The following is a 14,620-nucleotide window of genomic DNA, read 5'->3' on the forward strand; positions in this document are numbered from 1 at the left end:
ATGAAGCCTCGGATTCTGGTTGTGGACGACGATTCGGCTCTCGCGGAGATGCTCACCATCGTGCTGCGCGGTGAGGGATTCGAGCCCTTCGTGGTCGGTGACGGCACCCAAGCGTTGGCGGCCGTACGCGAGAACCGACCGGATCTGGTGTTGCTGGATCTGATGCTCCCGGGGATGAACGGCATCGACGTCTGCCGCGTACTGCGAGCGGATTCGGGCGTCCCGATCGTGATGCTGACAGCCAAGACCGACACCGTCGACGTCGTGCTCGGCCTCGAATCCGGTGCGGACGACTACATCATGAAGCCGTTCAAGCCCAAGGAACTCGTCGCCCGCGTACGAGCGCGTCTGCGCAGGACCGAGGACGAACCGGCCGAGCTGCTCTCCATCGCGGACATCGTCATCGACGTGCCCGCGCACAAGGTCAGCCGCGGCGACGAACTGGTGTCGCTGACACCTCTCGAATTCGATCTGTTGGTGGCGTTGGCGCGCAAGCCCCGTCAGGTGTTCACCCGTGAGGTGCTGCTCGAACAGGTCTGGGGCTACCGCCACGCCGCGGATACCCGGCTGGTCAACGTGCACGTGCAGCGTCTCCGTGCCAAGGTCGAGAAGGATCCGGAGAACCCTGAGGTGGTGTTGACCGTGAGGGGTGTCGGCTACAAGGCCGGACCGCCGTGATCGGTTTCTCCCATTCTCGGCGGCGAATCAACGGCAAATTTTCCCCTCTGCTGCGCTGGTTTCGCTCGCTGAGTACGTTGCTGGGCCACGCCTGGCGACGGTCGCTGCAGCTCCGCGTTGTCGTGTCGACGTTGACGCTGTCCCTGGTCGTCATCCTCATCCTCGGTGTGGTCCTGACTTCTCAGATCACCGATCGGCTGCTCGAGGCCAAGTTGTCGGCGGCCACCGAGGAGCTCGACAGGTCGCGAACCACCGTCGAGGGCAACCTCGCCGGGGCCGACGACTCGAGCGGGCTCGCGACGCGTCTCGAACGCGCACGGGCAGCACTGACCAACCAGGACCTGGACGCGGCATCGACCACCGGGTCGGCGGGGTCGTTCGATCCCGTTCTGATCGTCGAAGGTGACGCGACCCGCGCAGAAGCGTCGGTCGGCCCGGTCGACCAGATTCCGGCCAGCCTGCGCGATTTCGTGAAGAAGGGCCTGATCAGCTCGCAGTACGCCACCGTGACCGACAGCGACGGCGGGTATTCCGGATCGGCGCTCATCATGGGATCACCCACCGGATCCGACATCTCGGCGCTACAGCTGTATCTCATCTTCCCGCTCGCCAGCGAAGACCGGACGCTCTCTCTGGTACGCGGCACGCTGTTCATCGGTGCCGTGGTGCTACTGGTACTCCTTGCCGCGATCGCGATGCTCGTCGCGCGCCAGGTGGTTCTTCCCATCCGATCCGCGTCGAGGATCGCGGTGCGCTTCGCCGACGGCAGGCTCAAGGAGCGGATGCCGGTTCGTGGTGAAGATGACATGGCCAGACTCGCGATGTCGTTCAACGAGATGGCCGAAAGTCTCTCGAAGCAGATCACGCAACTCGAGGAATTCGGTAACCTGCAGCGCCGGTTCACCTCCGATGTGAGCCATGAGCTTCGAACCCCACTCACTACCGTGCGCATGGCCGCGGATCTCATCCACGACGCCAGCGACGACCTCGAGCCGGCACTCAAGAGGTCGTCGGAGCTACTGGTCAACGAGCTGGATCGCTTCGAGACACTGCTCGGTGATCTGCTCGAGATCAGTCGCCACGACGCGGGTGTGGCCGAACTGGCCGCCGAACAACTCGACCTTCGGATGTGCGCCCGCGCGGCCGTGTCCACCGTTCGGCACCTGGCGCGTGAAACCGGCACCGAGGTGATCGTGGACATGCCCGATACAGCGGTGATCGCCGAGGTGGACCCGAGGAGAGTGGAGCGGATACTGCGCAACCTGCTCGCCAACGCACTCGATCACGGCGAAGGCAAGCCGGTTCTGCTGCGACTGCGCTCGGATGCCGATGCGGCCGCGTTCGTGGTGCGCGACCAAGGAATCGGCCTGCGCCCCGGCGAGGAGAAGTTGGTGTTCAACCGGTTCTGGCGCTCGGATCCCTCTCGCGTCAGGCGTTCCGGCGGCACCGGACTGGGGCTGGCGATCAGCGTCGAGGACGCCCGACTGCACGACGGTAAGCTCGAGGCGTGGGGTGCTGTGGGGGAGGGCGCGTGCTTCCGGCTCACGCTGCCACTCGTGCGCGGGCACAAGGTGATCGGATCCCCGCTGCCACTCAAGCCCAGCACCAAGAAATACGCACAGGGACAGCCCATTCCGGCCATCACCGCACAGAAGACGTCCGCGCAGAAGTCGTCCGCACAGACGACGTCGGCACCGGAGTCCGTCACGTGATCCGATCGGCTCGTCGGGGTAGTCGGGTACTGGCGATCTGCGCACTCGTGACGGCGCTCGTCGGCGGCTGCGCCAGCCTGCCCGAATCCTCAAGCCCCCAAGCCATCGGAACCCTGACCGCCGGTGCCGTACCCACGAGTGCCCCGGCCCCCGAGCCCGGACGCGAACCGGATCGCTTGTTGGACGACTTCTTCGAGGCCAGCGCAGTATCGGCCAACAGGCATCAGGCCGCTCGGCAGTTCCTCACCGAGGAGGCGTCGGGCACCTGGGACGACGGAGCGCGCACCGTCGTCGCGGACCGGATCGACACGCTGTCCGGACCACGTACCGCCGACTCCGCGCAGTTCACTATCCGGTCGACGACGTCCGGGATGCTGGCCTCGGGCGGGGAGTATCAGGCGGGTTCGGACACCTTCGACGTCGCGATCGAGATGACGCGGGTGGACGGCCAATGGCGCATCTCGAAGCTCCCGCCCGGTGTCGTCATCGATCGATCCGCATTTCTCAACACCTATCAGCAGCGATCGCTCTACTTCGTGGATCCTCTGGGCGGCGTGCTCGTGCCCGATGTGCGCTGGACGAGCGGTTCGCAGGACCAGCTGGCCAATCAACTGGTGCAGCTGCTCATCGACGGCCCCAAGTCGGCGCTGTCCGCAGCGGTGAGCAACGAACTGTCCGACGACGTGAGCATTCGCGGCCCCATCACCAAGGCCGACGGTCAGACCTCTCAGGTGGGGGTGGGGCTCGGCGGCATCAAGATCGACTTCGGCGGCCTCCAGAACAAGGGAGACCGCGACCGCGAACTCCTTGCCGCCCAAGTGATCTGGACGCTCGCTTCGGCCGAGGTCGCCGGCCCGTACGTGCTGCTGGCCGACGGTCAACCCATCGATACGACCAAACCCGACGGGTGGACGACTGCGGGCGTCGACTCCTTCGATCCACTCGGTGGCACCGACGACAGCATCGGTCTGCACGCGCTGGCATCGGGAGGATTACTACGCGTCGACGAGGCGGAGACCACCCCCGCCCCCGGATATTTCGGACAGGCTCGCAACCTGCGCTCGGTGGCGTTGTCCAACGACGGCACCCTCGTGGCGGGAGTCGCGGACACCGGACGGCCGGCACCCGCCCCGTCGAGCACCCTCATGGTGGGCAGCTACGACGGAGGCGCGTTCCCGGTTGCCGAGGGGCAGTCGATCACGCGGCCCACCTGGGGCTCGGACGACAATGCGGCTTGGGCAGTGATCGATGGGACCAACGTCATTCGAGCCGCTCGTGACCCCTCCACCGGTCAGGTGTCCGTGATACCCGTCGACGCCGCCGCCGTCACCACCCTGGGAACCCGAATCACCGAACTGCGATTGGCGCGCGACGGCGTCCGGGCAGCGCTCATCGTCGATGGCGTCGTGTACGTGGCGACGGTGGTGCGTGATCCCTCGGGCGTGTACTCGCTGACCTCGCCTCGCGCGGTGGCCATCGGACTCGGCAGTGACGCCACCAGCTTGGACTGGTCCACCGGAGACACCATCGTCATCGCGAGGGTCGCCACGGACACCCCGGTGGTGCAGGTGACGGTCGACGGATCGAGGATGGACGCCCTTCCCTCGCGCAACCTGACGACGCCGGTCCTGGCGGTCGATGCGTCGCCGGAAACGGAGTACGTAGCCGACGCGCGTGCAGTGTTCGCGCTCAACAACGCCGATCCCGTCGGCGATCGTTACTGGCGCGAGGTCACCGGTCTGGCCGGTGTGAAGGCGACGCCGATACTGCCCGGCTGACGCAGGCACCTCTCGTGTCGGTGGTTGCGGGCAGACTCCGCGCTCATGCGAACACTCCTCGATCTGGTTCTCCCGCTCGAATGTGCTGGTTGTGGGATGCCGGGGGAGGACTGGTGCCGAGTGTGTCGAGAGGCGCTGTCGGTACCGCCCGTTCTCGTTCGTCCCCGGGTGGATCCCGGTATGCCGTGTTGGGCTCTCGGCACGTACAGCGGACCGCGTCGCGGTGCAGTCATCGCCGTGAAGGAACGGGGTCGCCGGTCGGTGGCCCGGCCATTGGGACATGCGTTGGCGGCGGCCGTCGGACATCTACGTGAGGCCGGTGAGATCGATCCCCCGGAGCTCGGGTCGCTGATTCTGGTCTGCGCCCCTTCTCGCGCCCGCGCGGCCCGGGCACGCGGGGGTGATCCCGTCCTGCGATGCGCTCGGATCGCGGCCGAAGAATTGGCGCCGGAGCGAGTGCTCGTGCCCGAGTTGCTGCGAATGTCCGGTGGGGCCAGAGATTCGGTCGGGTTGTCGGCCGGACAACGTCAGCACAACGTGGCGGGACGGATCGAAGCTGTCGGGGTCCGTCGTTCACGACTTCACGCAGGTGCATCCCAAGCTGCGGCTTTCACGGTTCTGCTGATCGACGACGTCGTGACCACCGGTGCCACGCTGGCCGAGTCGGCAAGAGTGCTAGGCGATTTCGGAGTACCCATTGCCGGTGCACTCGTCGTGGCGAGTGCCTGAGCATCATCGACGGAGACACGCCCACAACCAATTCGGGGTGAACGGTGGCACACGAGTCGATGACCGACTAACGTCGCGGACACGCACCCACTGGACAAGATGCGAGGTGATGCCCCGGACTCTGATGCCGGAAGGTTCCCCATTCGGCATGCACACTTGCCACGTCCAACAGTGGGCGCGGCCGATATCGGGAGGTACGCGTGACGACCCCTTCACAAGCCTCGGTTTTCTTCGACGAGAAGCCTTCGGAAGAACCCGCCAAGAGCAATGCGGACGTTGTGGTCAAGGGCCGCAACGTCGAGATACCGGACCATTTCCGGATATACGTCTCCGAAAAACTGGCTCGCCTGGAGCGCTTCGACCCCTCCATCTACTTGTTCGATGTCGAACTGCAGCACGAACGAAATCGCCGTCAGGCCAAAGCATGTCAACGCGTGGAGATCACCGCGAAGGGCAAAGGCCCGGTGGTTCGTGCCGAAGCGTGCGCAGACAGTTTCTATGCCGCACTCGAGGCGGTGACGTCCAAACTGGAGAGCAGACTCAGGCGCACGAAGGACCGGCGCAAGGTTCACTACGGAGAGAAGAGACCCGTCTCCGTCGCCGAGGCCACTGCCGAGCTCGCCGAAGACGAGACTCTGGCACTCGACCCCGATACCAAGCTCGATTCCTTCGAGGACGATCAGAGCGGACCGGGGCACATCGTGCGCACCAAGGTGCACTCGGCCGCTCCCATGAGTGTCGACGACGCACTGTACGAGATGGAGCTCGTCGGCCACGACTTCTTCCTGTTCCACGACAGTGCCACCGACCGACCGTCGGTGGTATATCGACGGCACGCCTTCGATTACGGCTTGATCAGACTCACCTGACCCGCCCGTTCGCGGCGACAGAATTCGTTCGCCGTCCGTGAAATCACGTCATCGCTGCAGGCTCGATGTCGGAGGACTCGATCCCCACGTCGAGCCTGCAGTGCTGTGTCGGTGCCGTGTCGATTGCGGTGTCGGTGTTGTCCGGATGGCGCACCCGAGATCCCTCGCGACCGACACTCGGTATGCCGCGTCCGCAGCGGCACCGCTTACCATGGACGCGTTCGGGTCACCCGCCGCGCAGATGCCGTGGTGATGAACCCGCACGCTCGTACAGTGATGCTGTGTAGTCAGCACTGCACTGTTGTTCGTGATGCTGTTGTTCGTGATGCAGTTGTTCGTGTCAGTACCCGTGAACCGAGGATCGAGGACGAGAAAGCCCGTGCCGTCGCTGTCGTTTTCCAAGCTGCTCCGTGTTGGTGAAGGTCGCATGGTCAAGCGCCTCAAGAACATCGCTGACCACGTCTCGACCCTGTCTCCCGACGTCGAGAGCCTTTCCGACGACGAACTGCGCGGCAAGACCGCGGAGTTCAGGGAGAGGTACTCCGCAGGGGAGAGCCTGGACCAGCTGTTGCCCGAGGCCTTCTCGGTTGCGCGTGAGGCTTCGTGGCGAGTTCTCTCGCAGAAACACTTCGATGTTCAGGTCATGGGCGGTGCCGCTCTGCACTTCGGCAACATCGCCGAGATGAAGACCGGTGAGGGCAAGACACTGACCTGTGTTCTGCCCGCGTACCTCAACGCCATCTCGGGAGACGGCGTTCACGTGGTGACGGTCAACGATTACCTCGCCAAGCGTGACTCGGAGTGGATGGGGCGCGTGCACCGCTTCCTCGGTCTGTCGGTCGATGTGATCCTGTCCGGGATGACGCCGGTGGAACGCCGCGCAGCGTATGCCGCCGACATCACCTACGGCACCAACAACGAGTTCGGGTTCGACTACCTGCGCGACAACATGACGCACTCGCTCGACGACCTGGTGCAGCGGGGGCACAACTTCGCCGTGGTCGACGAGGTCGACTCCATCCTGATCGACGAAGCTCGTACTCCTCTGATCATCTCGGGCCCGGCCGACGCGTCGAGCAAGTGGTACGGAGAATTCGCCCGAATCGCTCCGATGTTGAAGCCGGACACCCACTACGAGGTCGACATTCGTAAGCGGACCATCGGTGTGCACGAAGCAGGCGTCGAGCTGGTCGAAGATCAGCTGGGCATCGACAACCTCTACGAGGCCGCCAATTCGCCACTGGTGAACTACCTCAACAACGCGATCAAGGCCAAGGAGCTCTACACCAAGGACAAGGACTACATCGTCCGCGACGGCGAGGTCATCATCGTCGACGAGTTCACCGGTCGCATCCTGGTGGGACGCCGCTACAACGAAGGCATGCACCAGGCCATCGAGGCCAAGGAGAAGGTGGAGATCAAGGCCGAGAATCAGACTCTGGCCACCATCACCCTGCAGAACTACTTCCGCCTGTACGACAAGCTCTCGGGAATGACCGGTACGGCCGAGACCGAGGCCGCTGAGCTGCATCAGATCTACGGATTGGGCGTCATTCCGATCCCGACGAACCGCCCGATGGTGCGCGTCGACAACGGCGACCTGATCTACAAGACGGAAGAAGCCAAGTTCGATGCCGTGGTCGACGACGTCGTCGAGCGGCACGAGAAGGGCCAGCCGGTTCTCATCGGCACCACGAGCGTGGAACGTTCGGAATATCTGTCGAAGCAGTTCACCAAGCGCGGCGTCGCCCACAACGTGCTGAACGCGAAGTTCCACGAGCAGGAGGCGACGATCATCGCCGAGGCCGGTCGTCAGGGCGCGGTCACGGTGGCAACCAACATGGCCGGCCGTGGCACCGACGTCGTGCTCGGCGGTAACCCCGACATCCTCGCCGACCTGAAGCTGCGTAAGCAGGGCTTGGATCCGGTGGAGACCCCCGAGGAGTACGAGGCCGCGTGGGAGCCTGCTCTGGAAGAGGTCAAGGCTCAGGTCAAGGCCGACGCGGACACCGTGCGCGAGGCGGGCGGCCTGTACGTCCTCGGTACCGAGCGGCACGACTCGCGCCGAATCGACAACCAGCTTCGCGGTCGTTCCGGCCGTCAGGGTGATCCGGGTGAGTCACGGTTCTACCTCTCGCTCGGCGACGAGCTGATGCGTCGATTCAACGGCGGCGCACTCGAATCGATCATGACTCGGCTCAACCTCCCCGACGACGTCCCGATCGAAGCCAAGATGGTGTCCAAAGCCATCAAGAGTGCTCAGACGCAGGTCGAGCAGCAGAACTTCGAGATCCGCAAGAACGTCCTCAAGTACGACGAGGTGATGAACCAGCAGCGCACCGTCATCTACGAGGAGCGTCGGCGCATCCTCGAAGGTGCCGACATGGAGGGCCAGGTCGAGGGCATGATCACCGACGTGATCACCGCCTACGTCGACGGTGCGACGAGCGAGGGGTACGTCGAGGACTGGGATCTGGAGCAGCTGTGGACTGCGCTCAAAACCCTGTACCCGGTCGGGATCGACCACAAGGATCTCTCGGGCGAGAACGAAGACGGCGAGAAGGGTGACCTGAGCCGGGACGAACTGCGCGAGGCGCTGCTCGAGGACGCTCGCTCGGCCTATGCCGCCCGCGAGGCCGAGATCGACGGCATCGCAGGCGAGAACGGCATGCGCGAACTCGAGCGACGAGTGCTGCTGTCCGTCTTGGACCGTAAGTGGCGCGAGCACCTCTACGAGATGGATTACCTCAAGGAGGGCATCGGGCTGCGCGCGATGGCTCAGCGTGATCCGCTGGTCGAGTACCAGCGCGAGGGCTACGACATGTTCCAGGGCATGCTCGACGGACTCAAAGAGGAGTCGGTCGGCTTCCTGTTCAATCTGCAGGTCGAGGCAACGCCGGCACCCACGGGCCCTGCCGCGTCGGCCGGTCTGTCCGTCGCTCCCGGCCTCGCGTCCCCGGTGTCGTCCGGGCGTCCGGCCGCGGCATCGGCTGCGACCCCGACTCCGACAGCGACGAGTTCGCGACCGGCGGCGCCGGCAGATCCGGCACCGGCGGCTCCGGCCGTGCCGTCGGCGCTGCGTGCGAAGGGCCTCGAGGACGAGGAAGAGCGGCGACTGACGTTCTCCGGTCCGGCCGAGGGCGGTGGCACCGACGTGCGCCGATCGGGTGCGTCGGTCGGCGGCAACGAATCCGCCGCCGATGGCACACGCCGTGAGCGTCGCGAAGCGGCCAGGGCGCAGAGCAAGGCCCCGAAGAAGGCAGCCCGCTCGAAGCGCAAGAAGTAGGGCACGTCGAGGTCACTTCGCTGCGAGACGGGCTCACCCTACTCGCAACGACGTGACCGTCCAGCCGGGTCGACGCGGATCGACTGCCAGCTCGATCCGGCCCGCGAAAGCGAACATGCGCGGGCCACGGGTGTACGAGCCGAATACTTCCGCGGAGTGTTCGGACTGGTACACCACGTGCACCCGGTGCACGGCGGCGAAACCGAGCCGTCGGCCCGGTGGCGGATTGCGGACGATGGTCCGCACCAGATCGATCATCGGAGTGCTGAACAACATCGAGAGTTGATCGGCACTTCGGCGGCGGTCGATCACTTCGATGAGGATGCGCATCGCGCGGTCGGCCGACGACCGCGCGTCGGCGGGAACGACCGGCCGGGCGTCGGCGGCCATGACCGGGCGTGCAGCCGGCTCGGCTCGTCGCCGAGAACGGTTGCTGCGCACCGATGTTCGGTGCACAGCCGGTCTCGGTTCCGTGGCCTGTGCTCGATCCCTCGGGTGGACGGTGGTGGACGAGAGCGGGGGCTCGAACGGAGCGACCCGCGAGAGGAAGCAATGATGCTCGGCGTGTAACGGCGAGCTCGGCCCGGAAGTACTCGGGCCGGACGGCGGTTCGTTCGATTCCATGACGCTCACACCGACATTGACGGTTGGTGGCGTGAATCGGTTCCCCCGACCGATCCGGTCCGCTCCTGCGACACGAGTCCTCGAACGACCCCGCGACCGGCGGTGAGCGGCCACGTACTCTAGGTTCGAGCCACACCGCGCGCCCGACCCACTCGAGCGGGTGCGACCTCCACGCAAGGACGGAGACTGGAACACGCGATGGCGACCAGGCTGACAGCGCAGGATGCGTCGTTCTACTTTCTCGAGGCCAGTAGCAGTCCTATGCACCTCGGCTCGCTCGCGATCTTCCGAACCCCGCGCAGCGGTTTCAGTTACGAGCGGCTGCTGTCGTTGGTCGAGCAGCGATTGGCGCTGGTTCCCCGATACCGGCAGAAGGTTCGCGAAGTCGCCTTCGGGTTGGCCAGGCCGGTATGGGTCGACGACGCAGAGTTCGACATCACCTACCACATCCGGCGATCGGCACTTCCGAAGCCGGGCTCGGATGATCAACTGCACGATTTGATCGCGCGGTTGACCTCGCGACCCCTCGACCGCACTCGGCCGCTGTGGGAGATGTATCTGGTCGAGGGACTGTCGAAGAATCGTTTTGCCATCTTCACCAAGTCCCACTCCGCACTCGTCGACGGTGAGCACGCACTCGACATCGGGCAGGTCATTCTCGACGCCAGCAAGAATCCGCCGCCCGCGGTCGAGGAACTGTGGATGCCCGCGCGCGAGCCCAAGGATGCTGCCCTGGTCATCGACGCGCTCACCGAGTTGGTGGTGCGGCCGGGGGAGAGTCTCGACGCCTTGCGTGGCGCAATGAACGGCGTTGCGGGCGTCGCGGGTGACGCGGTGCGTGCTGCGGGAAAGGTTGCGGCCCTGCTCCGCACCGCGACCCAGACCGCTCCGTCGAGTCCGCTCAACGCCCCGATTTCTCGGAACCGCAGATTTGCGGTTGCCAAGACAGAGCTGTCGGACTACCGCAAAATTCACAACCGCTTCGGTTGCTCGATCAACGACGTGGTGCTCGCGGTCGTCACCGGGGCATTGCGCAACTGGTTGCTCTCGCGCGGCGAACCCGTGACGGCCTCCTCGACGGTCCGAGCCATGGTGCCGATGTCGGTGTACGTGTCCGCCGATCGTGTCGGCTTCGGGGACGTGGGGGATCGTCAGGTCGAGCCGAACGAGGACGATCGCAGTGAGATCGCGTCGTTCCTCGTCGACCTGCCTGTCGGGGAATCGAATGCGGTGGTACGGCTTTCGCACATCGCACACGCCACCGATGCACATGCCAACCAGAGTCGTGGTGTCACCGCGCAGACGTTGATGCGCATCACCGGCTTTGCGCCGGCCAGTCTGCATGCCATGGGCGCGCGGGCAGGCAGCCGACTGTCTCAGCGGGTGTTCAATCTGATCGTGACCAACGCTCCCGGACCGCAATTTCCCCTCTACGTCGGCGGCGCGCGCATGCTCGAGATGTATCCGGTCTCGCCGTTGTTCGAGAACCAGGCGATGAGTATCGGGCTGACGTCCTACGACGGTTTCGTCTTCTTCGGACTCAATGCCGATCGGGGTGCCATGCCCGACGTGGACGTGGTGACGGCATTGCTGCACGAGGCACTGGAAGAGTTGGTCGACGCGAGTAACGAATCGAGAGTGTGAGGTCTTCTGCAATGCGTGTCTACGTTCCGGCGACTCTGGAATTCTTGAAAGTGTTGTCGGCGGAGGGTGAATTCAGCCCGATTTCGCGGACGGCGTTCGCGGTGACGCCGACGCTGCGCGAGGCCTATTCCTCCGGCGACGACGAGGAGTTGGCCGAGGTGGCGATGGGGGAGGCCGCACGGGCTTCGCTGCGCTTGATCGCGGCGGCCGTCGACGACGAAGCCGATACCGGGACGGTCGCCGAGGGCGTGGTCTATCGGCGGGCGGTGATCGCGGCGGATGTGGACGACCCCACCTTGCGACCCGATCTCGACGATGCCGTCGTGCGGTTGAAGGAGCCCCTTCGGATGGATCAGGTGGCGTCGGTCCACGTCGATCTCGAGGGAGCCGAATCGGCAGTCGAGAAGGCTGCGGCGGCCGTAGATGCGGCCGACATGGGCGACGCCGACGCGGAATTCGTGCTCGGAGACGCCGAGGACCACACGTTGGCGTGGTACGCACCACAGGAGTTGTCGTTTCTCCTCGAACTCCTGTGATTACGCTGTGATGGTCCCCGCACCCTTGCCACGACGGTGACCACGACCCGAACCTACGGTAGCGTAACCTCGATGGCCGGATGCGGCTCAGTGTCTCGCTCGAGGGGATGGAATACCCGATGGATCTGAAGAAGTGGCTGGAAGCTCCGGCGGCCGGCGTCTCGGCACCCAAGCGCCCCAGGCTCAACATGGTGCGCGGTGCCTTCACCCGCATCACCACTCCCTTGCTTCCGGACGACTACCTGCACCTGGCGAACCCGTTGTGGTCGGCACGCGAGCTGCGGGGTCGGATCGTGCGAGTGGAGCAGGAAACTGCGACCGCGGTGACCTTGGTGATCAGGCCCGGTTGGGGCTTCAACTTCGACTATCAGCCGGGTCAGTACATCGGAATCGGCCTGCATCTCGGCGGCCGATGGCACTGGCGTTCGTACTCGTTGACGTCGCCGCCGAACTGGGAAGACAAGCTGATTTCCATCACGGTCAAGGCGATGCCCGAGGGCTTCCTGTCCTCGCATCTCGTCGGCGGTGTGCCGCAGGGAACGATCGTTCGCCTGGCCGCTCCGAAGGGGAACTTCGCGTTGCCGGTCCCGCCGCCGAACAAGATCCTGTTCGTGACGGCCGGTAGCGGCATCACTCCGATCATCTCGATGCTGCGGGCACTGGATCGACACGGGGACATGCCGGACACGGTGCACATCCATTCGGCTCCCACCGAGGACGAGGTCATGTTCGCCGCCGAGCTCTCGGCGTTGGAGAAGTCTCATCCCAACTTCACCTCGCATGTCCAGCTGACGCGATCCGACGGAAAGTTCGCGCTCGCCTCGCTCGACGAGCTGTACCCCGATTGGCGCACGCGCGACACCTGGGCGTGTGGTCCTGCCGCTCTTCTGGAAGAGATCGAGAAGACCTGGAAGCGCGAGGGCATCGACGACAGGTTGCACCTCGAGAGGTTCGAGATCTCCCGCGCCGACACCTCCGGTGCCGGCGGCACCGTGACGTTCTCCAAATCGGACAAGAAGGTCACTGCCGACGGGGCCACGAGCCTGCTCGAGGCCGGTGAGAGTCTCGGTGTTCAGATGCCGTTCGGATGCCGGATGGGTATCTGCCAGACCTGTGTGGTCCCGTTGACCGCAGGGCACGTGATCGACCTTCGTTCCGGTAAGGAGCACAGCGAGGGAGATCGTGTGCAGACCTGCATTTCCGCTGCTGCAGGCGACTGCACATTAGAACTGTAGGTCTGTTTTTCCCACACTGCCTTCTCAGTTTGTTGGGTTACGCTCACGTAGGTTGCCCACAGACGAACCATGATATTTCGGGCACTGCACTCAACTGTTGGAGGACCCGGTGGCCATCACCGATATCAAAGAATTCGCGCACCTGAGCGAAGAAGACATGGAAGCCTTCGGGCGTGAACTCGACGCGATCCGCCGCGACGTCGAGGACAGTCGTGGCGAACGCGATGCCGCCTACATCCGGCGAACGATCAGACTGCAGCGACTACTCGAACTCGGTGGGCGCGCAGTGCTGCTCGGCAGCAAGTATCGGCCGGCATGGCTTGCCGGGACGGCGATGCTCAGCGTCGCGAAGATCATCGAGAACATGGAACTCGGCCACAACGTCATGCACGGCCAATGGGACTGGATGAACGACCCGGAAATACATTCCGTGTCGTGGGAATGGGACCAGACCGGCCCGTCCGAGCAGTGGAAACGAGCGCACAACTACTCGCACCACACGTACACCAACATCGTCGGCATGGACGACGACATCGGCTTCGGAATTCTGCGCATGACGCGGGACGAGCCGTGGAAGCCGATCAACCTCGTGCAGCCGATCGCCAACATCGTGCTGGCGACGACGTTCGAGTGGGGCATCGCGCTGCACGATCTCGATGCGCAGAAGGAGCTGGACGGCCCGAACGAAAAGACGTTCTGGAAGTCTCCGGCCAACCGAGCGTTCGCGCGCAAGATCGCCAAGCAGGTCGGCAAGGACTTCGTTCTGTTCCCGGCATTGACCGGTCCGGCATGGAAGTCCACGTTGACGGCCAATGCCACCGCCAACCTGATTCGTAATCTGTGGGCGTACGCCGTCATTTTCTGCGGTCACTTTCCCGACGGTGCCGAGAAGTTCACCATCGGGCAGTTCGACACCGAGACGCGCCCCGAGTGGTACCTGCGCCAGATGCTGGGCAGCGCCAACTTCGAGGCGGGCCCGGTGATGGCCTTCATGAGCGGCAACCTGTGCTACCAGATCGAGCACCACATGTTCCCGGACCTGCCGAGCAATCGGTATTCCGAAATCGCCGAGAAGGTGCACGCACTGTGCGAGAAGTACGACCTGCCGTACACGACAGGATCGCTCGGTAAGCAGTATCTGTTGGCACTGCGGACCATCCACAAGCTGTCGCTGCCCGACAAGTGGTTGCGCGCGACCTCCGACAACGCCCCCGAGACCTCGTCCGAACGGCGATGGCGAGTCGGGGAGTCGCCTGCGGTACACGCTCTCCGGATCGACCCGCTGACCGGCCAACGTCGAGGCCTGCGTTCGGCCATGCAGGAGGCGCGAGTCGCCCTGCGCAACGCCAAGAAGGAGGCCAAGCGTCAAGCGAAGGCCCTCGGGCGATCGGATGCACGCAGTCATTTGTGAGTAGTCACACAGATTCATGGCCGCAACCTACGCGACCGTAAGTTACGGTACGGTAGGCGAAGAAATTGCACATGGCTCATCAATGCGTGCTGTGTGTTCACGACTGCCAGGAGGTTGT

General features: G+C 64.5%; 11 protein-coding genes. 10 read left to right on the forward strand and 1 reads right to left on the reverse strand.

From position 1 onward, the window contains the following. From mtrA to secA, 6 genes are all read left to right on the forward strand, one after another. Nucleotides 1-678 carry an MtrAB system response regulator MtrA gene (gene mtrA, locus ACFI9K_RS05895; RefSeq protein WP_027496508.1) on the forward strand — a complete coding sequence of 226 codons (678 nt, stop codon included), beginning with the start codon at nt 1-3 and terminating at the stop codon, nt 676-678. Next, nucleotides 675-2,390: an MtrAB system histidine kinase MtrB gene (gene mtrB / locus ACFI9K_RS05900; protein ID WP_462662649.1), complete on the forward strand. Its 1,716-nt coding sequence runs from the start codon at nt 675-677 to the stop codon at nt 2,388-2,390. The genes mtrA and mtrB overlap by 4 nt, the downstream gene beginning before the upstream one ends. Beyond that, nucleotides 2,387-4,168, forward strand: coding sequence for an MtrAB system accessory lipoprotein LpqB (gene lpqB / locus ACFI9K_RS05905; RefSeq protein WP_462662650.1), 1,782 nt, complete (start codon nt 2,387-2,389; stop codon nt 4,166-4,168). Before mtrB ends, lpqB begins: the two co-directional genes overlap by 4 nt. Before the next feature lie 45 nt (nt 4,169-4,213). Further along, nucleotides 4,214-4,897, forward strand: coding sequence for a ComF family protein (locus ACFI9K_RS05910; RefSeq protein ID WP_462662651.1), 684 nt, complete (start codon nt 4,214-4,216; stop codon nt 4,895-4,897). A 200-nt stretch (nt 4,898-5,097) separates the two neighbouring features. Continuing rightward, the gene (hpf, locus tag ACFI9K_RS05915) at nt 5,098-5,766 is read left to right on the forward strand and encodes a ribosome hibernation-promoting factor, HPF/YfiA family (RefSeq protein WP_462662652.1); all 669 of its coding nucleotides are present in this window, start codon (nt 5,098-5,100) and stop codon (nt 5,764-5,766) included. Between the two features lie 379 nt (nt 5,767-6,145). Beyond that, nucleotides 6,146-9,052 (forward strand): preprotein translocase subunit SecA, encoded by a 2,907-nt coding sequence (gene secA, locus ACFI9K_RS05920; RefSeq protein ID WP_462662653.1) that lies wholly within the window; start codon nt 6,146-6,148, stop codon nt 9,050-9,052. Nucleotides 9,053-9,085: 33 nt separating this feature from the next. Here the strand turns inward: secA and ACFI9K_RS05925 are convergent, their stop codons facing one another. After that, complete coding sequence (locus tag ACFI9K_RS05925; protein WP_462662654.1) at nt 9,086-9,493, reverse strand: Rv3235 family protein; 408 nt, start codon at nt 9,491-9,493, stop codon at nt 9,086-9,088. A 381-nt stretch (nt 9,494-9,874) separates the two neighbouring features. Between ACFI9K_RS05925 and ACFI9K_RS05930 the strand changes: the two genes are divergently transcribed. The 4 genes from ACFI9K_RS05930 (at nt 9,875) to ACFI9K_RS05945 (ending at nt 14,502) form a co-directional block, all read left to right on the forward strand. After that, on the forward strand, nt 9,875-11,320 hold the full coding sequence (locus ACFI9K_RS05930) for a WS/DGAT/MGAT family O-acyltransferase (RefSeq protein WP_462662655.1): 1,446 nt from the start codon (nt 9,875-9,877) through the stop codon (nt 11,318-11,320). 11 nt (nt 11,321-11,331) lie between these two features. After that, on the forward strand, nt 11,332-11,856 hold the full coding sequence (locus tag ACFI9K_RS05935; protein WP_462662656.1) for a DUF6912 family protein: 525 nt from the start codon (nt 11,332-11,334) through the stop codon (nt 11,854-11,856). A 119-nt stretch (nt 11,857-11,975) separates the two neighbouring features. After that, nucleotides 11,976-13,091, forward strand: a complete 1,116-nt coding sequence (locus ACFI9K_RS05940; protein ID WP_462662657.1) for a ferredoxin reductase — start codon at nt 11,976-11,978, stop codon at nt 13,089-13,091. 109 nt (nt 13,092-13,200) lie between these two features. Beyond that, the gene (locus ACFI9K_RS05945; RefSeq protein WP_462662658.1) at nt 13,201-14,502 is read left to right on the forward strand and encodes a fatty acid desaturase family protein; all 1,302 of its coding nucleotides are present in this window, start codon (nt 13,201-13,203) and stop codon (nt 14,500-14,502) included. Nucleotides 14,503-14,620 lie beyond the last annotated feature (118 nt).

The organism is Rhodococcus sp. PSi06 (genome assembly GCF_054960675.1).

Bases quoted from the DNA above. Each gene is read 5' to 3' on its own strand.
- ACFI9K_RS05910 (WP_462662651.1), top strand. From the start codon at position 4,214: ATGCGAACACTCCTCGATCTGGTTCTCCCGCTCGAATGTGCTGGTTGT.
- mtrA (WP_027496508.1), top strand. From the start codon at position 1: ATGAAGCCTCGGATTCTGGTTGTGGACGACGATTCGGCTCTCGCGGAG.
- ACFI9K_RS05935 (WP_462662656.1), top strand. From the start codon at position 11,332: ATGCGTGTCTACGTTCCGGCGACTCTGGAATTCTTGAAAGTGTTGTCG.
- ACFI9K_RS05930 (WP_462662655.1), top strand. From the start codon at position 9,875: ATGGCGACCAGGCTGACAGCGCAGGATGCGTCGTTCTACTTTCTCGAG.
- ACFI9K_RS05940 (WP_462662657.1), top strand. From the start codon at position 11,976: ATGGATCTGAAGAAGTGGCTGGAAGCTCCGGCGGCCGGCGTCTCGGCA.